This is a genomic window from Streptomyces sp. CBMA291 (assembly GCF_014596525.1).
Lineage (GTDB): Bacteria > Actinomycetota > Actinomycetes > Streptomycetales > Streptomycetaceae > Streptomyces.
Window position 1 is genome coordinate 1 of the sequence record NZ_MSJP01000047.1, and the last position, 23,882, is coordinate 23,882.

17 protein-coding genes, 1 tRNA gene and 1 other RNA gene are annotated in these 23,882 nt (G+C 71.3%); 12 read left to right on the forward strand and 7 right to left on the reverse strand.

Annotated elements, in window-relative coordinates:
- Both BU197_RS12945 and ffs read right to left on the reverse strand, forming a co-directional pair.
- The coding region (locus tag BU197_RS12945; RefSeq protein ID WP_188268403.1) for a DNA polymerase III subunit gamma and tau at positions 1-1,347 on the reverse strand (1,347 nt) is incomplete at its 3' end.
- 328 nt (positions 1,348-1,675) lie between these two features.
- An RNA gene (ffs, locus tag BU197_RS12950) (signal recognition particle sRNA small type) lies at positions 1,676-1,770 on the reverse strand.
- Between the two features lie 141 nt (positions 1,771-1,911).
- Between ffs and BU197_RS12955 the strand changes: the two genes are divergently transcribed.
- Positions 1,912-1,999 (forward strand) — tRNA-Ser (locus tag BU197_RS12955).
- A 237-nt stretch (positions 2,000-2,236) separates the two neighbouring features.
- Here the strand turns inward: BU197_RS12955 and BU197_RS12960 are convergent.
- Positions 2,237-7,426, reverse strand: a complete 5,190-nt coding sequence (locus BU197_RS12960) for a DUF11 domain-containing protein (protein WP_188268404.1) — start codon at positions 7,424-7,426, stop codon at positions 2,237-2,239.
- A gap of 1,206 nt (positions 7,427-8,632) precedes the next feature.
- Here BU197_RS12960 and BU197_RS12965 point away from each other — a divergent pair.
- The 5 genes from BU197_RS12965 (at position 8,633) to BU197_RS12985 (ending at position 13,726) form a co-directional block, all read left to right on the forward strand.
- Positions 8,633-9,031 carry a hypothetical protein gene (locus tag BU197_RS12965; protein ID WP_223182474.1) on the forward strand — a complete coding sequence of 133 codons (399 nt, stop codon included), beginning with the start codon at positions 8,633-8,635 and terminating at the stop codon, positions 9,029-9,031.
- A gap of 62 nt (positions 9,032-9,093) precedes the next feature.
- Complete coding sequence (locus tag BU197_RS12970; protein WP_188268462.1) at positions 9,094-9,768, forward strand: ABC transporter ATP-binding protein; 675 nt, start codon at positions 9,094-9,096, stop codon at positions 9,766-9,768.
- A gap of 68 nt (positions 9,769-9,836) precedes the next feature.
- Positions 9,837-12,017 (forward strand): FtsX-like permease family protein, encoded by a 2,181-nt coding sequence (locus BU197_RS12975; protein WP_223182473.1) that lies wholly within the window; start codon positions 9,837-9,839, stop codon positions 12,015-12,017.
- A 74-nt stretch (positions 12,018-12,091) separates the two neighbouring features.
- Positions 12,092-12,301, forward strand: a complete 210-nt coding sequence (locus BU197_RS12980) for a DUF4287 domain-containing protein (RefSeq protein WP_188268407.1) — start codon at positions 12,092-12,094, stop codon at positions 12,299-12,301.
- 120 nt (positions 12,302-12,421) lie between these two features.
- Positions 12,422-13,726 carry a DNA glycosylase AlkZ-like family protein gene (locus BU197_RS12985; protein ID WP_411158485.1) on the forward strand — a complete coding sequence of 435 codons (1,305 nt, stop codon included), beginning with the start codon at positions 12,422-12,424 and terminating at the stop codon, positions 13,724-13,726.
- A 96-nt stretch (positions 13,727-13,822) separates the two neighbouring features.
- Here the strand turns inward: BU197_RS12985 and BU197_RS12990 are convergent, their stop codons facing one another.
- A complete protein-coding gene (locus tag BU197_RS12990; RefSeq protein ID WP_188268408.1) occupies positions 13,823-14,452 on the reverse strand; it encodes a MarC family protein in 630 nt (209 codons plus the stop codon).
- A 132-nt stretch (positions 14,453-14,584) separates the two neighbouring features.
- Here BU197_RS12990 and BU197_RS12995 point away from each other — a divergent pair, with 132 nt between their 5' ends.
- Positions 14,585-15,001, forward strand: coding sequence for a YciI family protein (locus tag BU197_RS12995; protein ID WP_188268409.1), 417 nt, complete (start codon positions 14,585-14,587; stop codon positions 14,999-15,001).
- A 184-nt stretch (positions 15,002-15,185) separates the two neighbouring features.
- A complete protein-coding gene (locus BU197_RS13000) occupies positions 15,186-17,282 on the forward strand; it encodes a TerD family protein (RefSeq protein ID WP_188268410.1) in 2,097 nt (698 codons plus the stop codon).
- A 65-nt stretch (positions 17,283-17,347) separates the two neighbouring features.
- Here BU197_RS13000 and BU197_RS13005 read toward each other — a convergent pair whose 3' ends face one another.
- Positions 17,348-17,941 (reverse strand): rhodanese-like domain-containing protein, encoded by a 594-nt coding sequence (locus BU197_RS13005; RefSeq protein ID WP_188268411.1) that lies wholly within the window; start codon positions 17,939-17,941, stop codon positions 17,348-17,350.
- Between the two features lie 82 nt (positions 17,942-18,023).
- On the opposite strand from BU197_RS13005, the gene BU197_RS13010 reads away from it, so the two are divergent.
- Entirely contained in the window at positions 18,024-18,311 is a 288-nt protein-coding gene (locus tag BU197_RS13010; protein ID WP_188268412.1) for a metal-sensitive transcriptional regulator, read from the forward strand.
- Positions 18,312-18,452: 141 nt separating this feature from the next.
- Here BU197_RS13010 and BU197_RS13015 read toward each other — a convergent pair whose 3' ends face one another.
- The gene (locus tag BU197_RS13015; RefSeq protein WP_188268413.1) at positions 18,453-19,190 is read right to left on the reverse strand and encodes a sulfite exporter TauE/SafE family protein; all 738 of its coding nucleotides are present in this window, start codon (positions 19,188-19,190) and stop codon (positions 18,453-18,455) included.
- A 257-nt stretch (positions 19,191-19,447) separates the two neighbouring features.
- A complete protein-coding gene (wrbA, locus tag BU197_RS13020) occupies positions 19,448-20,056 on the reverse strand; it encodes an NAD(P)H:quinone oxidoreductase (RefSeq protein WP_188268414.1) in 609 nt (202 codons plus the stop codon).
- A gap of 176 nt (positions 20,057-20,232) precedes the next feature.
- Here wrbA and BU197_RS13025 point away from each other — a divergent pair, with 176 nt between their 5' ends.
- The 3 genes from BU197_RS13025 to BU197_RS13035 all read left to right on the forward strand — a co-directional run bounded on the left by BU197_RS13025 (position 20,233) and on the right by BU197_RS13035 (position 23,864).
- Positions 20,233-21,141, forward strand: a complete 909-nt coding sequence (locus tag BU197_RS13025) for a TetR/AcrR family transcriptional regulator (RefSeq protein ID WP_317452023.1) — start codon at positions 20,233-20,235, stop codon at positions 21,139-21,141.
- Positions 21,142-21,195: 54 nt separating this feature from the next.
- Positions 21,196-21,774, forward strand: a complete 579-nt coding sequence (locus BU197_RS13030) for an RBBP9/YdeN family alpha/beta hydrolase (protein WP_188268415.1) — start codon at positions 21,196-21,198, stop codon at positions 21,772-21,774.
- A gap of 536 nt (positions 21,775-22,310) precedes the next feature.
- A complete protein-coding gene (locus tag BU197_RS13035; RefSeq protein ID WP_188268416.1) occupies positions 22,311-23,864 on the forward strand; it encodes a M28 family metallopeptidase in 1,554 nt (517 codons plus the stop codon).
- Positions 23,865-23,882 lie beyond the last annotated feature (18 nt).

Genomic DNA, 23,882 nt, shown 5'->3' on the forward strand with positions numbered 1-23,882 from the left:
CTGCGCGGGGGCTTGTGCGGCCGGGGGCGCGGCGGGCATCGGGGGGAGCGGGGGCGGAGCCATCGGGGTGTGCGCGTCGGGCCCGGGGACGTATCCCATGGGGGAGGTGGGCGGCCCGGGGGTGAAGACGGGTGCGGAGGTGGGCGCGGCGGCGGGGGCGGCGCCCGGCATGGCGGCCGGGGCGGTGGCGATGCCGCGCTCCAGCCGGTCGAGCCGGGCCTGGAAGGAGCGCTCGTCGTCGAAGGCGGCGGGCAGCAGCACGCGCGCGCAGATCAGCTCCAGCTGGAGCCGGGGCGAGGTGGCGCCCCGCATCTCGGTCAGCCCGCTGTTGACGAGGTCGGCGGCCCGGCTCAGCTCGGCGGCGCCGAACACGGAGGCTTGGGCCTGCATGCGTTCGATCACGTCGACGGGGGCGTCGATGAGGCCCTTCTCGGCGGCGTCCGGGACGGCGGCGAGGATCACCAGGTCGCGCAGCCGCTCCAGGAGGTCGGCGACGAAGCGGCGGGGGTCGTTGCCGCCCTCGATGACCCGGTCGACGACCTCGAAGGCGGCGGCGCCGTCCCCGGAGGCGAAGGCGTCCACGACGGAGTCGAGCAGCGACCCGTCCGTGTAGCCGAGGAGGGAGGTCGCCATGGCGTACGTCACACCGGCTTCGGTGGCGCCCGCGAGGAGCTGGTCCATGACGGACATCGAGTCACGTACGGAACCGGCGCCCGCGCGCACGACGAGCGGCAGGACGCCTTCCGCGACGGGGATGCCCTCGCGCCCGCAGACCTCGCCCAGGTACTCCCGCAGGGTGCCGGGGGGCACGAGCCGGAAGGGGTAGTGGTGGGTGCGGGACCGGATGGTCCCGATGACCTTCTCGGGCTCGGTCGTGGCGAAGATGAACTTGAGGTGCTCCGGCGGCTCCTCGACCACCTTCAGGAGGGCGTTGAAGCCCGCCGAGGTGACCATGTGGGCCTCGTCGATGATGTAGATCTTGTACCGGCTGGACGCGGGCCCGAAGAAGGCCTTCTCCCGCAGGTCACGGGCGTCGTCCACACCACCGTGCGAAGCGGCGTCGATCTCGATGACGTCGATCGACCCGGGCCCGTTGCGCGCGAGGTCCCGACAGGACTGGCACTCCCCGCACGGTGTGGGGGTGGGCCCCTGCTCACAGTTCAGACAGCGGGCCAGGATGCGCGCACTGGTCGTCTTGCCACACCCGCGGGGCCCGCTGAACAGGTACGCGTGATTGACCCGGTTGTTCCGCAGGGCCTGCTGCAACGGGTCGGTGACATGCTCCTGCCCGATGACCTCGGCGAAGGACTCGGGACGATAGCGGCGGTAGAGCGCGAGAGACGACACGTGTACGAGGTTATAGGCGCGCACCGACAACCCGGGAAAAACCACCGGCGCCCCCTCCGTACGGACGCCTGCGGAGACGGAGCGGGTACGGAGCGGGTACGGCCTCCGCACCCCGCCTTCTCCGTGCGGGAGCCTCGGTCCCGGCGAGATGGAATGGAGACGGGGAAGGGCCTTGCACCCGGAAACGCCCTCCGTACGCCGGGAGCCCTCCGCGCCAGGAGCACTCCGTACGCAGGGAGCCCTCGCACACCGGAAGCACTCCGTACGCCCGGGAGTCCTCGCGCGGGGATCCCCTCCGCACCCGGGAGAACCCTCCGTACTCGGGAACGCAAACGCCCCCCACGCACCTGCCAGAGCCGACCTACCCTTGCTGCCTTCCGGCCCTGGGGGAGTTCAGTCAGATAGCACCGCGTGAGGGGCTCCGCCCAGAGTACCCGATCCCAGCCCCCGCCGACCCGCCTCCCCCTGCCCGACCTCCACCCCGGACCCCACGCCGACCCCCTCGCGAGCCCCCCTCCGGATCAAGTTCGCGAGCACCCCCCTCGGTCCTGTAATGTTCCCGTCGGAGGATTCGCCTAGAGGCCTAGGGCGCACGCTTGGAAAGCGTGTTGGGGGCAACCCCTCACGAGTTCGAATCTCGTATCCTCCGCCAGTGCCTCACCGGGCACGTTGTCGAAGGGCCCCGCTGCTTGCAGCGGGGCCCTTCGACGTATGTGGTCTGAGTTGTGGTCACAGCCTTGGTCGCGGTCTCCGCGCGGTGGCCCGTGACGGGCGTGACGGGCGGGTCCCCAGGCGGATCGGGCGTGGCAGGTGCCCAGTGGTGTCGTCCCGCCCCTTGGGCGGGTGTCCGTGGCCGGCTGCCACGGACACCCGCTCGGATCGAGCTGCCTCAGCTGTTGCGGCGCCTCCTGCTGATCATGAAGGTGAGGCCGCCGAGGGCCAGCAGCGTGCCACCGATCGCCGCCGCGACGAGGACGGTGGTCCCGGTCCTGGCGAGGATGCCGGACGGTCCGGACGGCTTGGGGGCCGACGGGGTGGCGGGGGTGGCCGGATCGACAGGGGTGGCCGGATCGACAGGGGTGGCCGGGGTGACGGGGGTGGCCGGGGTGACGGGGGTGGCCGGGTCCTTGTCGGCGTCGACCGTGGCGGTGGCCTCAGGGGAGGTGATCCCGGCGCTGCCCGCCTTGCCGCCGGCGGTCGCGGTGTTGACCACCTTCCCGTGTGCGGCGTCCGCCGCGGTGATGGTGTGCGGTTTGGTGGTGCAGAGCATCGACTCGCCCGGGGCCAGGCTGGTCCTCGGGCAGGTCACCTCCCCCGCGGTGGGGTCGTCGACCTTGATGTCGGTGACGGTGACGGTGCCCTGGTTCGCCACCGTCAGCTTCCACTCGATGCGGTCCCCGGTGCCGGTCTTCCCGTTCCCGTCGGCGTCGACGACGTCGGCGGACTTGACCAGGCCGAGCGAGCCCTGGCCGTTGGACGGGACGGTCACCTCGGACGGCGGGGACACCGGCGGCTCACCACGCGGCGGGGTGCCGGTGGCGGTCGCACTGTTCTTCACCGAGCCCGCGTCCACGTCCGCCTGCGTCACCGTGTAATCGGCGGTGCAGGTGACCGTGGCGCCCGGCGCGAGGGTGGCCGCGTCCTTGGGGCAGGTGACGGGAGAGAGCTTGCCGGTGCCGGTGAACTCGCCCTCGGTGACCTGGATGTCCGTGACGGTGACGTTGCCGGTGTTGGTGACGGCGAACCCGTAGGTGACCTTCTCCCCGGCGACGAGCCTGCCGGGCTCCTCGGTCTCGGCGGACTTGACGACCGCGAGCGCGGGCTTGGGCTCCTGCGGCAGCTCCACCTCGCTCGGCGGCGACACGGGCGGCTCACCACGCGGCGGGGTGCCGGTGGCGGTCGCACTGTTCTTCACCGAACCCGCGTCCACGTCCGCCTGCGTCACCGTGTAACCGGCGGTGCAGGTGACCGTGGCACCCGGCGCGAGGGCGGCGGCCTCCTTCGGGCAGGTGACGGCGTCGAGCTTGCCGTGGCCGGTGAACTCGCCCTCGTCGATCTCGATGTCCTTCAGCGTCACGTTGCCGGTGTTGCGCACCGCGAAGCTGTAGACGACCTTCTCACCGGCGACCAGCTCGTCGCCCTCGCCGGTGGTGGCGGACTTGACCACGGACAGACCCGGCTGGTCATCGGTGGTCACGGTCGTCCCGGACGGCGGGGACACCGGCGGCTCGCCCTTCGGCGGAGTACCGGTGGCGGTCGCGCTGTTCTTGACCGAGCCCGCGTCCACGTCCGCCTGCGTCACCGTGTACGTGGCGGAGCAGAGCACCGTGGCGCCCGGAGCCAGCGAAGCGGACGCGTCCTTCGGGCAGACGACGGCGTCGAGCTTGCCGTGACCGGTGAACTCGCCCTCGTCGACCTTGACGTCCTTCAGCGTCACGTTGCCGGTGTTGGTGACGGCGAACGTGTAGGTGACCTCCTCCCCGGCGATCAGCGTGTCGGTGGAGGCGGTCTTGACGACCGCGAGCGCGGGCTTCTCCGGCGCCGGGACGACGGTCTCGCTCGGCGGGGAGACGGGCGGCTCACCGCGCGGCGGAGTGCCGGTGGCGGTCGCGTCGTTCGCGATCGAACCAGCGTCCACATCGGTCTGGGTGACCGTGTAGGTGGCGGTGCAGGTCATCGACGCGCCAGGGGCCAGGGATGAGGCCCCGGCGGTCGGGCAGACGACCGGGGACAGCTCGCCGCTGCCGGTGAACTCGCCCTCGTCGACCTTCACGTCCTTCAACGTGACGTTGCCGGTGTTGGTGACCGCGAAGTCGTACCGGATCTGCTCACCGACCACCAGCTCGTCCGGCTTGCTGCTGTGACCGGTCTTGACCACGGCGAGACCGGGCTGGTCGTTCGTCCACACGGTCGTCTCGCTCGGCGGGGAGACGGGCGGCTCACCGCGCGGCGGAGTGCCGGTGGCGGTCGCGTCGTTCGCGATCAGACCAGCGTCCACGTCCGTCTGCGTCACCGTGTAGGCGGCGGTGCAGGTCATCGACGCGCCAGGGGCCAGCGAAGCGGCCTCGGCGGTCGGGCAAGCGACCGGCGACAGCGCCCCACTGCCGCTGAACTCGCCCTCGTCGACCTTCACGTCCTTCAACGTGACGTTGCCGGTGTTCTTCACCGCGAACTTGTAGACGATCTCCTCACCCGCGACGAGCGTGCCGGTCGAGGCGGACTTCACCACGGACAGGCCGGGCTCGTCCTGCGTGGTCACCGTCGTCTCGCTCGGCGGCGACACCGGCGGCTCGCCCTTCGGCGGAGTACCGGTCGCGGTGGCCGAGTTCTCGACCGACCCGGCGTCCACGTCCGTCTGCGTCACCGTGTAGGTGGCGGTGCAGGTCGCCGTGGACCCCGGGGCCAGGGAAGCGGCACCGCTCGGGCAGACGACGGGGGAGAGCTTGCCGTGACCGGTGAACTCGCCCTCGTCGACCTTGACGTCCTTGAGGGTGACGTTGCCGGTGTTCTTCACCGCGAACTTGTAGACGATCTCCTCACCCGCGACGAGCGTGCCCGTCGAAGCCGACTTCAGCACCGTCAGGGCCGGGTCGTGGGGCGCCGGGACGGTCACCTCGGACGGCGGGGACACCGGCGGCTCACCACGCGGCGGGGTGCCGGTGGCGGTCGCGCTGTTCTTGACCGAGCCCGCGTCGATGTCGGCCTGCGTCACCGTGTACGCGGCGGTGCAGATCATCGTGGACCCCGGGGCCAGGGAAGCGGCCTCGGCGGTGGGACAGGCGACGGCCGGGGCGGGGCCGTGACCGGTGAACTCGCCCTCGGTGACCTTCACGTCCTTCAACGTGACGTTGCCGGTGTTCTTCACCGCGAACGTGTACGTGACCTTCTCGCCCACCACGAGCTTGCCGGTGGAGGCCGACTTGGTCACGCTCAGCGAGGGCTCGTCCGGCGTCGGCACGGTCACCTCGCTCGGCGGCGATACCGGCGGCTCGCCCTTCGGCGGAGTACCGGTGGCGGTCGCACTGTTCTTCACCGAACCCGCGTCCACGTCCGCCTGCGTCACCGTGTACGCGGCGGTGCAGGTCATCGTGGACCCCGGAGCCAGGGAAGCGGCCTCGGCGGTCGGGCAGTCGACCGGCGGCAGCTCGCCGCTGCCGGTGAACTCGCCCTCGTCGACCTTCACGTCCTTCAACGTGACGTTGCCGGTGTTCTTCACCGTGAACGTGTACGTGACCTCCTCGCCGACGACCAGCTTGTCCGGCCGACTGCTGCTCGCGGTCTTGACCACGGTCAGGCCGGGATCGCTCGGCCCCGTCACCGTCGTCTCGCTCGGCGGCGAGACCGGCGGCGGGCCGCTCGGCGGGGTGCCGGTGGCGGTCGCGCTGTTCCGCACGGAGCCCGCGTCCACGTCCTCCTGCGTCACCGTGTAACCGGCGGTGCAGGCCATCGAGGCGCCCGGCGCCAGCGAAGCGGCGCCACTCGGACAGGTGACCGGGTCAAGCCGGCCACTACCCGTGAACTCGCCCTCGTCGACCTTGACGTCCTTCAGCGTGACGTTGCCGGTGTTGGTGACCCGGAAGCCGTACGTGATCTTCTCACCGGCCACGAGCTTGTCGGTGGAAGAGGTCTTGACCACGGTCAGCGCCGGGTCGGGCGGCAACGGGACGGTCGCCTCGGACGGCGGAGACACCGACGGCGGACCGGTCGGCGGGTTGCCGATGCCGGTGGCGGCGTTCTCGATCGAGCCCGCGTCCACATCCGCCTGGACGACGGTGTAGGTGGCCGTGCAGGTCATCTCCGCGCGCGGCGCCAGGGAAGCCGCCTGGTCGGCGGGGCAGTCGGCGACCGGTGGCGTGCCATGGCCGGTGAACCGGCTCTCGTTGACCTTGACGTCCTTGAGCGTGACGTTTCCGGTGTTGGTGACGACGAAGTCGTACGTGACCTCCTCGCCGAGGACCAGCTTGTCCGGCTGGCCGCTGGTGGCGGACTTCCTGATCGTCAACGCCGGTGCCGCGGCCTGCGTCGGCACGGTCGCCGTGGCGGAGGCAGGAGGGCTGGTCGCCCCGGCGTCGTCGGTCCCGGTCGCGGTCGCGGTGTTCTTGACCGAGCCCGCGTCCACGTCCGCCTGCGTCACCGTGTGCGCCGCTGTGGACGTGCAGGTGACCGAGGCGCCTGGCGCAAGACCTGGCGCCGGCGGCTTCGGGCAGGTCACGGCGCCGAGGCCCGGATCCGTGACCGCGACCGACAACAGCGACGTCAGCCCGGTGTTGGTGACCGTGAACGAGTAGGCGATCCTGTCGCCGAGCTGCGCCTGCCCCTGGTGGGCGGCCGGCGTCACCGTCGCGGTCTTCTTCAGCGACACCGAGGGGGCCGGGCACAGTGTGCTCGGCCGGACCTGCGCGTCGAACCCCTGCATGGGCGAGGCGGACTTGATCTGAACGCCGATCGTGTTCAGACCGGCCCGCCAGTTGTGGTTCAGCGTCGTCTGCGCGGCCTTCGCCGTCGTGTAGCCCGCGTTCCAGTAGATGCCGGTCTGCTCGCCAGCGGGCGCCGGACCGGTCAGCGGGACTTGCGGCAGCCCTGTCGTCTGCTTGGACTGGGCGACACCGTTGACGTACACCTCCGCCACGGCGTTGTCGGCGAGGAAGTTCATGGACAGCACGAACGCGGACGGACTGACCGTGGGAGAGAGGTCGAACTGGTAGCGGTAGTACCAGTCACCGTTGGCGACGCCCTGGTTCGGGCTGGCGATGGTCTGCTGTGAGATCCACTGCGCGTTGCCGTAGGGGCTGGCGGACCATGCGCCCGGGACCATGTTGCCCACGTTGGCCGCGGCGAACGCGGCGCCCCCGGGCGGTGGGGAGACCGCGGCGGTCGCCGTGAAGGGCCCGGCGACCGTCCAGGCCGCGTCCTTCGCGTTGTTGGCGAGGATGCCCCCGGTCGCCGCGTTGTAACCGGTGTTGAAGATGTTCGGGCTCGTCGTACACGTGACTGTCGGCACGGCTGCCTGCGCGGGCTCCGGCGTCAGCGCGGCGACCGCCAGACCGATCGACGACGCCGTCAGCGCCAGCGCGCCCAAGGCCGCTCCCGACCGGAGCCGCCGCGCCCGGTGGCGCCCCGGGCGCCTCACCGTGGCGGTCATTCGGCGCCCCCCGGCGCCGGACGGGATATGCCGCGGATTCCGCACGCGGGGGCGACGAGGCCGCCGCCTGCCGCTCGCGGGCCGGACTCGCCTTCCTCGGGAGGAAGCCAGGCCGACTGGGACGACAGCGATCTCCCCGGCTCACTCCCGGTGGGCCGAAGCCACCGTCTCAGGTAGGTCATTCCAGGAACTCCCCTCAGTGCGCCGCACTGCGACTGTGCGTCAGGTCCGCCGCAGGCAGCGATATCCGATGAAAGGCACACTTCTGGCGGCAGCAAACCACCCAAACGGGGAATATTGAGGTATCTCCATATCTATCGGCGTTTCGCTCATCCGCGTCCCTACTCCGCCGATAGAGGGCCCGATCGGCGCCCGGCCCATCACCCGACCGCTGCCAGACCCGCCGACCGACCGCGACGACCGCGACGACCGCGACGACCGCGACGACCGCGACGACCAGGGCATACGCCGTTCCAGAGGCCCGGCGGGCCCTCACCCACGTCGAGGAGACCCGCCATGGCCTGCCATGGGGGGCACAGCCGAGGGACACGGCTGAGGGGCACGGCTGAGGGCCACCGGCGAGGGGCACAGTCACCGCGTCCGGGTTCCTGCCGCACTGCTCCTCCAGCCCGCCCGCACCTCCCCGCACCCCGTCCGCGTGCCACTGACGGAGGACGGCGCCCCTGACGCACCGCTCCTTCACCGTCGCGCTGGAGTGCTACGGCTGCGGTGACGGCTGCGGCGGATGACCTTGCCGCGCTGGAGCTGTTCCACGGGGAGCACGTCGTCCGCCCGGCTCGACGCCAAGCGGCGTGCTCGTCGCTCGCCGAGGCTATGACGGTCTGCGTCGTCGCGCCAGCGCTGGGGGTTCGCCCTCGGGGTCGGCGTCGCATCTGTGCTGCCGGGCTTGCCGAGCGCGCGGTCGCGCTGGAGTGGGGCTACTACCAATCGGTACGGACGCAGACGCGTCAGCGATCCCCCGGCTGGCAGCACTGAGCCCAAGTTCACTAGTTCGGGGGGTACTTCGGAGAAGCAACGTTACTGCGGCGCTCGGCGTGCAGGGTCGACCGATACTTTCTGTGACTATCGGTCGACACTAGGTATCAGAGGTTATCGATGAGGAAGTTCGCTCGGAAGTCCGCCATGACGGTGATGGTCGTGGGGTTGTTTGTTGGGGGGATGGGGGTGGCGGGGGCGGATGCGTGGCATTCCGTCGCGGAGCCCTTGAAAACCACAGGCGCCCGCTTCGAAGAGATGGAGTACAGGTGGGAGCCCGCAGGGGAGAAGCACGGAGCTTTCCGTTTCAGGGGATCCCTGCGTGACTCCGAGGCGAGCGACGGGCACAACGTCTACCTGGAAGCTCGGGCGCACCGCTACGGGTGGCATCGATTCCCCGGCGTACAGAAGAAGACCGTCCATGTGGAAGACATCGTCTTCGACGGCGCGACTCGCTTCACCAACACGGCCGACATGCGAGTGTGCCGGGACCGCGGATCGCTGAGGCCGGACAACTGCTCGCGCACTCGCTCCTTCGCCCGCTAAGAGCCAACGGTTCGGGGAGCCGTCGACCAGCGGCTCCCCTCTCCCCAGGAGAGCACATGAAGATGAACCCCATCCTCCGCGCCGAAGGCGTGGATCTCTTCTACGGCACCGAGCAAGCCGTCAACGGCGCCGACTTCACGCTCAAGCCCGGTGAGGTCGCTGCCATCATGGGCAGCAGCGGGTCCGGCAAGTCGTCGCTGCTGTACTGCCTCGCGGGGGTCCTGGCACCGTCCGCGGGCACCGTCACCTTCGACGGGATCCACCTCGGCGCCCTCCCCGACATGGAGTTGAGCGCTCTGCGCCGTACCCGCCTCGGGTTCGTCTTCCAGTACGGGGAACTCCTCCCGGAGCTGACCGTCGAGGAGAACGCGGCACTGCCCCTCCGGCTCGCCGGAATCAGCAAGGACCACGCCCACGTCATGGCCGCCCATGTGCTCGGCCGGCTCGGCATGCGTGATCTTTTACAGCGGAGGACCTCCAAGCTGTCCGGCGGCCAGAGTCAGCGCGTCGCCGTCGCTCGGGCGCTGGTCCACCGGCCGGACGTGGTGTTCGCGGACGAGCCGACAGGCGCGCTCGACAGTGCCAACGCGGAGATGGTCCTGAAGGAGTTCCTGTGGCTGGCGCGGCGGCAGAAGACCGCCGTCGTCATGGTGACCCACGACTCCGAGGTCGCCGCCAAGGCCGATACCCAGTACACGATGACGGACGGTGTCCTGGCCCAGCGGGTGGCGGTGTGAACCCGTTCGTCCTCGGGATCCGCCTTCTGTGGAGAAGCGGTCGCCGCGGGAAGGTCCGCTTCGCGCTGATGGCTCTCGGGTCCGCCCTCGGGGTGGCCTGTCTGGCGGCGGTGCTCACGATTCCCACGATCCTTGCCGCGCATGACGCGCGCACGACGAACCGCGCGGTGTACCCGGGCGACAACAAGAACGTCGTCTACCAGGAGTTCCTGGACCCGTACGGCTCCCAGCCGCTCCGTCGTGTCTTCTTCGGCCACACGGGGACCGGGCCCGCCCCCGTACCTCCCGGCATCGACGAGCTGCCCCGGAAGGGCGAGGCCGTCGTCTCGCCGAGACTGGCCGCGCTCCTGGCCGCCAACCCCCGCGCCGCAGGTCTCGTGCCGGGGCGTGTGACCGGAACGATCGCGCCCGCCGGGCTGGGCGGCCCCGACGAGCTCTACGCCTACATCGGCACCGACCCCGCCGCTCTGCCGGAAGCCAGGGAACTCGGCCACTTCGGGGCCGAGAGCGTGCGGGACGAGCTCATCGATCCCTCCACGCTCGACATCCTGCGGTTCACCCTCGGCTGCATCGTGCTGCTGCCCCTCGTCATCTTCCTCTCCGTCTGCGCACGGCTCTCAGGCGAGTCGCGGGCCCGTCGGCTCGCCGCCCTGCGGCTCGTCGGGCTCAGCGCGAAGGACACCCTGCGCGTCAACGCCGGCGAGAGCGTCGCCGCCGCGTTCGCCGGCGCCGTGGCCGGGATCGTGGGCTACCTCGGGGTCAACGAGGTGATGGCGCGGGTCGGGCTGCCGGGACTGCACTGGTATCCGGCGGACGGGCGCCCCGAAGGGACGACCCTCGTCGTGTGCCTGCTGGGGTGCCCCGCCCTCGCCTGGTTCGTCGGACAGTTCAGCGCGCGACGGGCCGCCTCGTCGCCGATCAGCGTGCGAAGGACCGGAGAGCGCCGGACCCCGAGGAAGTTCGGGACGCTGCTCCTCGTCCCCGGGCTCGGGATCATCGCAGGGTACTGCGCGCTCAGCGTGATGGGCCGGGACCCGTCGGGAGGGTCGGCGAGTTCCGTACTGGTGCCGGGGGCCGTACTCCTGACCGGCGCGGGGCTCGTCTTCGGCCTGGCGCCGATCACGGCGTGGCTCGCGCGGCGGGTGGCGAGGGTGACGAAGTCGCTGCCGGTGGCGCTGGCGATGCGAAGGACGGAGGTCGACCCGGGGTCGTCACTGCGGGTGGTCACCGGGCTGGTGCTGCTGGTGTTCGGGGCGTCGCTGACGCAGGGGGTGCTGGTGGAGTTGGACCAGGTGAGTCGTCCCACCAATCCCGTTCAGGAGTACAGCCTGCCGCTTCGGCAGTTGAGCACCCAACAACGATCCGAAGTCTCAGAAGCAGCAGGGGTGCAATCACACGTGATGGCATCGCCAACTTGGTACGTCTCGGGAACCGATGCCCCCCGGACGTATGGCCTGGTGGCCACATGCCAACAGCTGGCTGACTTCGTCGAGAGGACGGAGGGATGTGTCGAGCACAAGGTGATGCGTATCCAAGACGAAGAGTTCTCCATCGATGAGGACGCCACGCCCGGAAGGACCTTCCCCTTCCTGCTGAGCGCCGGCCGCCATCTCCAGGTAACCGTCCCCCAGGAAACCGTCACAGTCCGCGCCTACCAACCGTCGGAGTTCGCCGGGCCGAGTCTTCTCATCCCCCCGTCCTTGCTTCCTCCCGGCTCCGTTCTGGCGGAAGGGAATCTGGTGTTGCTCAGCGACGCCGACCCCGCCACCATCCGTTCCGTCCTGGACGCCATCGGCTCCATCGCCCCCACCGCCTCCGTGCAACCCGTGGGCATCGTCATCGATTCGCTCGCTCAGCTCACCGTGATTCGGAGTCTGCTGGCCGTCGGGATGGTGCTCGGGCTGGTGATCGGGGTGGCCGCGTTCGTCGTGTCCGTGGCCGATCGGGCCTTGGAGCGGCGGAGGCAGGTGGCCGCGCTCGTGTTGTTGGGGGCTCGGGCCGGGACCTTGCGGGTGGTGCAGGTGGTGCAGGTGTTGTTGCCGCTCGTCGTGGGGCTCGGAGGGGCCGTCGTCGCCGGGTGGCTTGCCGAGTCCAGCTATCTGATCACCGGCGGAGGCGCCGTGCACTGGGACTGGGAGGGGCTTCCCCTGCTGCTCCTCTGCGTCCTCGGCGTCCTGCTCGCCGCCGCCGTCGCCTCCTTGCCGATGGTGCGACGGCACGTCGACCCCGAGCACATCCGGCGGGACTGACCTCGCGTACGCCGATGAGTTTCCGGTCGGGTGGGGGTCCTACCTCCAGTTGCCCACCCGACGAGGAGACCATCGTGGCCGAGAACGCCGTCAAGGGACCCGCCAGTTACTTCCCCTCCATCGAGAAGAAGTACGGCCGCCCGGTCGCCGAGTGGCAGGAGCTGATCCGTTCCTCGCCGCTCGCCAAGCACATGGAGCTTGTCGCCTGGCTCAAGACCGACCACGGTCTCGGCCACGGGCACGCCAACGCCCTCGTCGCCCACACCCTCGCCGCAGGCAAGTAGGCCCTCCCGTACGGGCTCGACGGATCCCGGCGAGCAGTCGATCCCCCCGCTCCCCCGCTCCCTCCTGGTCGGCCCCCGCTTCTCCCGGATCCCGCCGTGTTCTCCGTCATGCTGGGCCGCATGGCGGAGACGGCGAGGACGATCGGCGAGGCGGAGCGCAGGGCGCGGCTCGGGGTGCGGCACCGGTTGGCGGGGAGGGCGAGGGTCCGGTCCGCCGAGGAGGTCGCGGAGGCGCTCGTGGCGCTGCACGGGACGGACCCCGCGAGCGTGTTCCTCGCGGTGGGGGCCCGGCTTGCCGGGACGGGCGGGCCCGTATCGGGGTTGGAGCAGGCCCTTTACGAGGATCGTTCCCTGGTCCGGATGCACGGCATGCGCCACACCGTCTTCGTCTTCCCCGCCGCCCTCGCGCCCGCCGTGCAGGCCTCGACGACCCGGCCCGCCGCCGTCCGTGAGCGTGCCACCCTGCTCAGGCACCTGGCGGCCGGCAGTTCCTTCGACGCCGACTGGCTGGCGGCGACCGAGAACCGGGTCCTCGCCGAGCTGGCCGTACGCGGGGAGGCGACCGGCGCCGAGCTGGGTTCGGCCGTATCCGAGTTGAGGTCGACGTATCTCTACGGCGTGGGCACCCGCCAGGAGGGCGTGCAGTCGGTGGCGAGCCGGGTGCTGCGGGTACTCGGGATGGAGGGCCGGATCGTACGGGGCCGTCCGCAGGGGACCTGGACGTCGAGCCGTTTCCGCTGGACGCTCGGGCCGGAGCGATCGGAACACGCAGAGCACGGAGAGCACCCGGAACACCCGAAACACCCGAAACATGCTGCTCAGCCGGAGCAGCCGTCGCAACCCAATCAGCCCGCTCCGCCCGCTCGGCGGAAAGAGCGGGAGCCCGGCCCCGCCGAGGCGCGGGCGGAGTTGCTCCGGTCCTGGCTGGCGGCGTGCGGGCCGGCCACCGAGGCGGATCTGAAGTGGTGGACGGGGTGGAAGGTGACGGAGGTACGGGAGGCGCTGGCCGCCGTCGGGGCCGTACCGGTACGGCTTGAGGGGGAGAAGGCGTCGGGGTTCGTCCTGCCGGACGACCTCGCGCCCGTAACCGAGGGTGAACCGTGGGCCGCGCTGCTGCCCGCGCTCGATCCGACGCCGATGGGCTGGCAGGGCCGTGACTGGTACCTGGACCCGGAACACCGCCCGGCCCTCTACGACCGCAGCGGCAACATCGGGCCGACGGTGTGGTGGAACGGCCGGATCGTCGGCGGCTGGGCCCAGCGCCCGGACGGTTCGGTCGCCCACCGGCTCCTGACAGACGTGGGTACGGAGGCGAAGCGGGCGATCGCGGCAGAGGCGGAACGGCTGACGGCGTGGGCGGCGGACGTACGGGTGACACCCCGCTTCCGTACGCCCCTGGAACGCGAGCTGAGCGGGAGTCAGTGACGGCCGGGTGGGGGCGCGCGACGGCCCCGGGCGCGCCCTCCTCCCCCGCCCCGTCCCGCCTCCTCCTCCGTCCCTCCCCTGCCTCGTCGCGCCCCCTCAATGCCGTACGTACAGCCCCGGCACTCCCAGGGCCGCGAGGCCGTCGAGGACCAGGTCGACGCCGACGGCGGCGAGCAGGAGTCCGAGAAGGCGGCCGAGGAGTTCGATCGTGGCGTGGTGGGTGCGGCGCAGGACGCGGGTGAGCAGCAGGACGCAGATCAGGTCGAGGGCGATGACGGACACGTACGCGCCGACGACGGTGGAACGCCAGCTGAAGGAGTAGCGGGCGGCCGCCTCGATCAGGACGGCGGTCATCGCGAGCGGGCTGACGATGTACGGCATGAGCAGTTGGCGGACGCCGCTGACCAGGTCGGGGGCGTCCTGCGTGCTCGTGGAGGAGCCGAAGTGCAAACCGAGGACGAGGCCCACCGCGTAGATGAAGAAGATGACACCGCCCGCGAGTTCGAGGGCGGGGGTGCTGATGTGGAAGAGGTCGAGCAGCCACGGGGCCGTGATGCCGGTGACCAGTCCGACGAGGACGGCGATGCCGGAGGAGATCAGGGCGATGGTGCGCAGTTGCCGGGCGGGGTGGACCTGCGCGAGCCCGGCGAAGGCCAGAAGGATCTTCGGGGGGCCGATGACGGAGAAGAAGGCGATGAAGGCGGCGGAGTAGCTGAAGGCGTTCACACCGGAATCATGGTGCGGTCGGGTGATTTTTCCGGTTTTTGCGATGAATGCCCGCGCGGTGCCGGGCCCCGGGCCGCGCCTCCGACTGTCCTGCGGGAAGCGGTGAACCCCGCGAGGAGCGAGGAGGACGTCATGAAGTACCTGGTGATGGTGGAGTGCACGGAGACCGACTACGAGGCGATGGCCGGCCGGTCTACGGCGGGCGGCCCCACCTGGGGCGAGAAGGACCTCCAGGCCATGTTCTCGCACATGGGGGCACTCAACGAGGAGCTTCGGGCCTCGGGTGAACTCATCGACGCCCAGGGCCTCGCCGCCCCGTCCACCACCCGGTTCGTCACGGTGGACGCCACCGGCGCACCGGTCGTCACGGACGCCCCCTACCCGGAGACCAAGGTGGTCATCGCCGGTTTCTGGATCCTCGACTGCCCCTCCCTTGACCGCGCGACGGAGATCGCCACCCGCGCGGCCCGCAGCCCCCAACCCCCCGGCACCCCGACCTACCCGGTCGTCATCCGCCCGATCGACGAGGGGGGACCGGGGGAGGAGTGAGGGGAGGGGACGAGAGGAGGGCCGGGCTCGGCGGGCGCGAGGCGCGCCAGGCCCGGCCGCCGTCGCCATCCAGTTAGTCCAATTTTCACATTCTCTCCTCGCTTCCCCTTTGCGGACGTTACGGTTCCCCTCAGGCGCACACCGACCGGAGCGCCATTCGCCACCAGGGGCCGGGGGGAAACGTATGCACGAAATGTCCAAGGGAGCCAACATCGGGCTGGCCGCCCTCAGCGAGGACGTGGGCTCGGTCGTCGTCGGCCTGAGCTGGAGCAGCGACACGGGCGAAGGCGACGCCGATGTCTCGGTATTGCTGGTCGACGCCGACGGCAAGGTGCGCGACGACTCCGACTTCTATTTCTACAACCACCCCGCCGCCGAGGACGGCAGCGTGCAGCTCCTGGGAAAGGTGCCGACGGAGAACGGCAACGAGGACCGGATCAGCCTGGACCTGACGGCGATCCCCGCGGACATCGCCACGATCGTGGTCGCGGCCAGCCAGGACCGCGGCTGTTTCGGGGACCTGGACGACCTGCGCATGACGGTCGCCGACCGCTCCGGCGAAACCTTGCTCGGCTTCTCCATCCCGGACGCCACGGTCGAGACAGCCTTCATCTTCGGGGAGCTGTACCGGCGGAACGACGAGTGGAAGTTCCGCGCCGTGGGACAGGGGTACGAGACCGGTCTCGCCGGGCTCGCCACCGACTTCGGCATCTCCGTCGACGAGGACGACGATGAGGGGGAGGAACCGGCCACGCCCGGGACGGAGGCCGAGAGCGGGGCTCCCGGACCCGTTCCGGGCTCCCCCGACATGACAAAGTCCACTGCGACGGAATCAGGTCTGGACGGCGCGGTTTCCGCTACGGATACCTCCACCGTCTCCGCCCCCGCTCCCGTTGCCGTTTCCGACGGGCTCACCCGTCCCGCGGCCGTCGCCGCACCAGCCGACGACACCCCGCCGACCGCCAAGCGCCGTGCCACCCGGACAGCCAAGAAGAAGGTCACCCTCCCGAAAGCCCCCAGGAAGTCCCTGGCCGAAAACGACTCCTGGAAGCCCGCCCGGCTCTTCCCCGCCCCCTCCTACAAGAGCGACCGGGAACGTGAGGTACGCGCGACCTCGGTGCTGCTCTCCGTGATGGCGGAGGTGCCGGAGTTCGGCCGTCGCCTGACCGCGGGTTTCGGCGCTCCCGCCGGACGGATGCAGACGTTCACCGAGGTGTCGCTCCCGCACGGTGACAGCCCCAAGCGCCCGGACGGTGTCATCCGCACGGAACGGGCCGGCAAGCTGTGGACCGCGCTCGTGGAGACCAAGACCAACGGCAACTCCCTGAAGTCCGAGCAGGTCCAGAACTACATGGACATCGCCGCCCGACGCGGGTACGAGGCCGTCATCACGCTCTCCAACGACGTCGCCCTGGAGGGCAGTCCGCTGGTCGAGGTGAAGACGGACGGACGGCGTAAGCACAAGGTCTCGCTCTGGCACCTGTCGTGGGCGGAGGTGGCGCACCAGGCACAGATGCTGATCCGGCACGAGGGCGTGGGCAACGCGGCACACGCGTGGCTGCTCCAGGAGCTGCTCCACTACCTCCGGCACGAGAACTCCGGTTGTCACGGCTTCCAGAACATGGGCCCGTCCTGGGTTCCCGTACGCAACGGAATCGACGGCGAGACCCTGTGCCAGGGCGATCCTCGCGCGGTGGAGGTGGTGGAGAGCTGGGAGCGGCTGATCCGCCAGGTCTGTCTGCGGCTGGGAGGTGAACTCGGGCAGAAGGCCCTGCCCGTGCAGCGGGCCCGACGCGGCTCCGACCCGAAGTCACGGCGCGCGGAACTCGCCGACCGGCTCTGCGAGGAAGGGAAGCTCTCCGCCGACGTACGCGTCGACGGGACCCGGAGCGTCCTGTCCATCACCGCCGACCTGCGGACGAGCAAGATCCGTACGTCCATCGACGTTCCCCCGCCGGACGGCTCCTACCCCCTGTCGGTCGCGAAGCGACTGTTGCGCGCCCTGGAGGAAGCCCCGGCCGACCTGCATGTGGAGACCCTGCTGGAGGGCCGGAGCGGGCCGCGCGGAACCCTGGAACGGCTGCGGCCCGAGCCCGGCGATCTGCTGCCCAAGGACAGCGCGGTGATCACCGGATTCCGTCTCTCCCTCTTCAAGGGGATGGGCGGCAGCCGGGGCAGTACGGAATCGGGGTTCATCCGCAGCGTCGACCAGGCCGTCGACCACTTCTACGGCTCCGTCGCCGTACACCTGAGGCCGTTCGAGCAGCTCCGGCCCCGGTAGCGCGCCCCGCCGTTTCCGCTGCCTGGGAGCCGAGGGACCGCCTCGGCTCCCAGACAGCGGGCCTCTTACGCCCCGTCTCCCCGCCGCAGCCCCGCCAGCGTGGTGTCCAGGTCGACCGCGCACGCGTTGCCTCGGTTGTACGGGAGCTTGCCGAGCATCATCGCCATGCCGCAGGTGTTGGTGAGCGCCGAGAAGACCAGGCCGCCGGCGATCGCCGCCGAGAGCAGCTGGAACGCGGGGTGGAACAGGAGGCCGAGGAGCAGGCCGAGGAGGACGAGCGAGCCCGCGACCAGGCGGACCTGGCGGTCCATCGCCCACGCCGCCTTCGCCGGGGCGCCCGCCGGGCGCTCCAGAGCGTGGCCGCGCGCGGCCCAGCCGCTCGTACCGCCCGCGAGGTCGTACGCGCTGACGCCCTGGCCCGCGAGCTGGGCGCAGGCCCGCGCCGAGCGGTTGCCCGACTGGCAGACGATGAGCAGCGTCCCCTGTGCCGCCGCCTCCCGGAGGGACGGAACGGCGCTGTCGAGCCGGTCGAGCGGCACGTTGACGGCGCCCGGCACGTGCCCTGCGGCGTACTCGCCCGGGGTGCGGACGTCGACGACCGTGAGGTCGGCCAACCGGGTGAGGGCCTGGTCGGGGTCGAGCAGGAGAGGAGAGGTCATGGCAAGTGTCATCCTTGGTCTTCGACGGGAGCCCCGTGGTGGGGAGTAAATTACCCCCTGGGGTATCGGTGGAGGAGTGGTTGTGGAACTGGATCTCGCGGGTGCGGAGCTGAAGTCGGTCCTGAACCGGCTCCGGCGGGCTCAGGGCCAGATCTCCGGTGTGATCCGGATGATCGAGGAGGGGCGCGACTGCGAGGAGGTCGTGACCCAGCTGGCCGCCGCTTCCCGCGCCCTCGACCGGGCCGGGTTCGCGATCATCGCGACCGGTCTCCAGCAGTGCCTGACGGACGTCGAGGACGGCCGCCGCAACGGCGAGGACCGCGACGCCATGCGCGCCCGACTGGAGAAGCTCTTCCTGTCGCTGGCGTAGGCGTGCGGGTGGGAGTGGGCGCGGGAGTGGGGCGCGAGCCCCTTGGGTGGGGCCGGGGCCTGGGCCCGTAGGGTCCCTCTCCCGTAGGGGGCCCTCCCGTAGGGGGTCCGCCCCGTACGGGTCCTCCCCGTAGGGCCGTGCTCACAGCACCGTCGCGTCCAGCAGCATCAGCGCCGCCACCGCGAGGAGGGCCGCGCCGAAGACGCGGCGCAGGGTGTCGCCCGAGACCTTCGAGGCGAGGCGGCGGCCGTCCCAGGCGCCCAGGATCGCCGCTCCCGCGAAGGGGGCGACCACCGCCCAGTCCAGCGTCTGCGCCGTGCCCGCCCTCGCGAGCAGCGCGGCGAGCGCGTTGGTGGCGACGACCAGCAGGCTGGTGCCGACCGCCGTCCGCATCCGCAGGCCCACGACCTGCACCAGGGCCGGCACGGTGAGGAAGCCGCCGCCCACCCCGAGGACTCCGGTGACCGCGCCGAGCCCGGCGCCCGCGCCCGCGACGGCGCCGGTCGAGCGACGGACGCCCTCCGCCGGGGCCGCGGGCCTGAGCATCCGTACCGCCGCGATCCCCGCGACCGCCGCGAACCCGGCGGTCAGCAGGGTCTCCGGGAGGTGGGCCGCGAGAAGGCCGCCGAGCGCCGCGGGGACGAGTCCCGCCGCCGCGAAGAGCGCGCCGGTCCGCCAGCGGACGTTGCCGTCCTTCGCGTGGCCGTAGAGCGCGGTCGCCGAGGTGGCGAGGACGATCAGGAGGCTCGCGGTGGCGGCGGCGGACGGGGAGAAGCCGAGCAGGTAGATCAGGACGGGGACGGCGAGGACGCTGCCTCCGCCGCCGAGCGCCCCGAGCGCGAGGCCGACGACGGCCCCGGCCGCGAGCGCGATCAGCATCGGGCCGGTCCCGACGGGGCGACGAGGGGGTCTGTGGGCGGCACGCCGCCCTCCTTTCGCGAACCCTGAGGGCCCTAAGGGCCGTAAGGGCCGGTCGATCGGGCCCCTAGGGGGGCCGGTGGCACGGCCTCGGAGGGGGCCGGCGTGGCGGCCCGGGAGGCTTGATTACCCCTGGGGGTATGCAATCGACCCTAACAGATGTACCCCCGGGGGTATCCACCCCGGGGGTACGTGAGCCCTGTCGCAGCCCTGTGCGCTCAGGCGTCGGCCAGGCCCTTCAGCCGCTTGGCGATCTTCGTCAGACGGGCCCCCTGGTAGCGCGCGGCCTGGAGGACCTCCTCGCCGGGGGCGCCGTTCGCGGCGGGGTGCGCGGTGCCGTACGGGTTGCCGCCCGCCGCATACACCGCCGGGTCCGTGAAGCCGGGCGAGACGATGACCGAGCCCCAGTGGTGGAAGGTGTTGTAGAGCGCGAGCAGCGTCGACTCGTTGCCGCCGTGCAGGTTGTGCGCGCTGGTGAACGCCGTGGCCGGCTTGTCCGCCATGACGCCGCGCTGCCACAGGCCGCCCGTGGTGTCGACGTACTGCTTGAGCTGCGCGGCCACGTTGCCGAAGCGGGTCGGGGAGCCGAGCGCGTACGCGTCCGCCCACTCCAGGTCCTCCAGCGTGGCGATCTCCACGTCCCCGGTGGCGTCCACATGAGCGCGCCACGCCGGGTTCGCGTCGATGGCGGCCTCGGGGGCGAGTTCGGCCACCCGGCGCAGGCGCACCTCGGCGCCCTCCTTCTCCGCGCCCTCGGCGACGGCTCGGGCGAGCTGATGGACGGCACCCGTGGACGAGTAGTAGACGACGGCGACCTTGACGGACATGGCTCTCTCCTCAACCGGATTACTTTCCGTTTCGATCGGAAGGCTAAGCGGATTCCTATCCGGTTGGCAAGGGGACCGGGTATGCTCGGTTCCCAGGAGCCAATGGGCGAGCGAGCGCACGAGCGACCGGAGCAGGGGAGACGGGACGCGGCGGGAGCGGGACGAGGAGTCGACGGATGAGCAGGGAGACCCCCGGGACGGGGACCGAGATGACGACCGGGACAGGGGCCGGGGCAGGAGCCCGGACAGGGGCCGAGGCGAGGGCCGGGAGCGGCGGGGAGCCCGCGAGCGCGCCCACGGGGGCGAGTACCGGCCCCGGTGCGGGCACGGCGACCCCTACGGGCCCGAACCCGGGTGCGGGTACGGCGACTCCTACGGCCCCGAGCCCGGGTGCGGGTGCGGGTGCGAATTCGGCGACCCCTACGGGCCCGGGTCCGGGTCCGGGCGCCCGTGCAGTCCCCGCCCCCCTAGGGGGTCTGGAGCCCGCGCGGCCCCTGGAGCTTCTCCCCGGTCTCGACTCCCCCGTTCCCGAGCGGGCCGACGCCGCGCGCAACCGGCGCCGGATCCTCGACGCCGCCGCCCGGATCGTCGCCGAGGAGGGGCCCGCCGCCGTCACCATGAACCAGGTCGCCCACGCCAGCGGCATCGGCGTCGGCACCGTCTACCGGCGCTTCGGCGACGTCAACCAGCTTCTGTGGGCGCTCCTCGACGACCGCGAGCGCCGGTTCCAGGAGGCGTACATGAGCGGTCCGCCGCCGCTCGGCCCCGGCGCGCCCGCCGCCGAGCGGCTCGACGCCTTCCTCGACGCGCTCGTCGACCGGACGGGCGAACAGCGCGAGATCCTGCTCGCCGCCCACTCCGCCGCGCCCCGCGCCCGTCACCACAGCGGCGCGTACAACCTGATGCACGCGCACGTGTCGCTGCTCGTCGCCCGGATCAGGCCGGAGGCCGACAGCGCGCTCCTCGCCCATCTGCTGCTCGCGCCGTTCTCGCCCGAGCTGATGCACCATCTGGCGGTCGAGCGCGAACTGTCCGCCGAGCGCCTCAAGGAGGGCATGCGGGAACTCCTCCGGCTGCGGTCCTGACCGCCCGCTGAAACGGGCTGGACCGGACCTTCCCCCCGGGCGCACCATCCCGTCATGACGAGCGACGCCCCGAAGACCTTCCTGATCCTGCACGGCTACGAGAACCGGCGCCCGCCGGGCCACTGGCAGCACTGGCTCGCCGGGGAGCTGCGGGCGCGCGGCCACGAGGTGCGGTACCCGCAGCTCCCTGAGCCGGACGCGCCCGTCCTCGACGACTGGCTCGCGGTCCTGGAGGAGTACGGGAAGCGGCCCGCATCGGGTGAGTTCGTGGTGCTCGCCCACAGCCTCTCCGTCCTGCTGTGGCTGCGGGCGGGCGCGCGCCGCCCGGACGCGGACCGGGTGCTGCTCGTCGCCCCGCCCTCACCCCCGGTGACCGCCTCGATCCCGCCGATCGCCGCCTTCGCCGACGGTCTCGACCTCACCCCGCGAGGACCGCTCTCCGCGCGGCTCGTGTACGGCGACGGGGACCCGTACTGCCCCGAGGGCGCCGATCTGCACTACGGGCTTCCGCTCGGCCTCGACATGGACCGCGTACCCGGCGGGGAGCACCTCAACCCGGACACCGGTTACGGCCCCTGGCCCTCGGTCCTGGCCTGGTGCGAGGACTCGGCGGTACGGGTCGGGGGACGCTGACCGCAACCCCCTGTCGGAGGCCCCTTCCGGAGACGCCGACCGGACACGCGGGAGAGGCCGGTCCCTCGTGCACGGGAGGCCGGTCCCGCGCGTGCGGGCGACGCTCCCGCCGGGCGGGCGGCCCGCCGCGCGGTGATGATGGATCGGGAGCACCGCCGCGCCGAGGTGCCCACCCGCCGTCCCGGCCGTAGCCCGCAAACCCGAAGCCCTCAACCGCAGGACCAGCCACGCCCACGGGCACGGACCCGGACACGCCCACGGACACGGGCACGGGCGCAGGCAGGCATAGGCACGGCGGGCGCGGGTGCAGGCGCAGGCCCGCAGGCATCCACCCATCCACCCCAACACCCCAACACCCCAACACCCCAACACCCCAACACCCCAACACCCCTCCAACTCCCCAGAACCCCCAGGGAATTGCGTATTCCAGGTTTCAATCCTCCGTCCTGCGACAGGAATTGTGGAGAAGGTGTTCACAAAGGGCCCCGCACATCGCTAGCTTCCCCTCATCCTCGTACGCAACGGGAAGGACCTCTGTGAACGCAACCCAGCGTCGTGCCGCGGCCATTCTGGCCGCCGCCGCACTCGCCACCCCGCTGGTCCTCGCCTCCCCCGCGACCGCCGGGCAGGACCCCGCGGCCGCACCCGCCCGCGATGCCGCCAAGCTGGCGAAGAAGCTGGTGCGTGAGACCACCGCCCAGGACGCCTACAAGCACCTCCAGAAATTCCAGGCGATAGCCGACTCGGCCGGCGGTCACCGTGCGGCCGGTTCGCTCGGGCACGACGCCTCGGCCGCGTACGTGTACACGCAGCTGAAGAAGGCCGGCTACGACGTCTCGTACCAGAAGTTCGACTTCGAGTACACGGAGACGCAGGCGGAGCGGGCCTCCGTCGTCTCCCCCGCGCCCCGCACGATCGACGTCAAGGCGATGTCGTACACCAAGTCCACCCCGGTCGGCGGCATCACCGCGGGCCTGGTGGCGGCCCCCATCGACGCCGACGGCACCAACGGCTGCGAGCCCTCCGACTTCGCCTCCGACACCTTCACCGGCAAGATCGCCCTGATCAAGCGGGGTGGCTGCACCTTCGCCGTGAAGCAGCAGAACGCGGCCGCCGCCGGTGCCTCCGCCGCCCTGATCTACAACAACACCGAGGGCATCCTCTCCGGCACCCTCGGCGACGCGGCCTCCGGGAAGATCCCGACCGGCGGTCTCACCCAGGACGAGGGCACCCGGCTCGCCGCCGACCTCGCCGCCGGGCCGGTCACGCTCTCCGTGGAGATCCGCCAGCTCCAGCAGATCCGGACCACCAACAACGTCATCGCGGAGACCCGCGCGGGCAACGCCGCCAACACCGTGATGCTCGGCTCGCACCTCGACTCCGTCACCGCGGGCCCCGGCATCAACGACAACGGCTCCGGCTCCGCGGGCCTCCTCCAGACCGCCCTCGAACTGGCCAAGTCCAAGGAGAAGGTCCGCAACAAGGTCCGCTTCGCCTGGTGGTCCGCCGAGGAGAACGGGCTGCTCGGCTCCCAGCACTACGTCGACAACCTGACCGCGCTCGACAAGAGCGAGATCAAGCTCTACCTCAACTTCGACATGATCGCGTCGCCGAACTACGGCCTGTTCGTCTACGACGGCGACGACTCGGACGGCGTCGGCGAGGGCCCCGGCCCGGCGGGCTCCGCCCAGCTGGAGCGTGACATCACCGACTACATGGACAAGAAGGGGCTCCCGCACGCGGGCACCGACTTCACCGGGCGCTCCGACTACGGCCCGTTCATCGAGGTCGGCATCCCCTCCGGCGGCACCTTCACCGGCGCCGAGGGCATCAAGTCCCCGGCGGAGGCGGCCAAGTTCGGCGGCCAGGCGGGCGTCGCGTACGACGTGAACTACCACGCCAAGGGCGACGACCTGAAGAACATCAACATGACGGCCTTCGCCGCCAACATCGGCGTCATCGCCAACGCCGTGGGCACCTACGCCCACGACATCTCGTCCCTGCGCAAGCCGGTCACCTCCGTCCCGACCACCGGCGGCGGCACCGGCGGCGGCGGTCTCCACACCGGCCACGACGAGGTCACCGGCTGACACGTCCGTAAGACGATC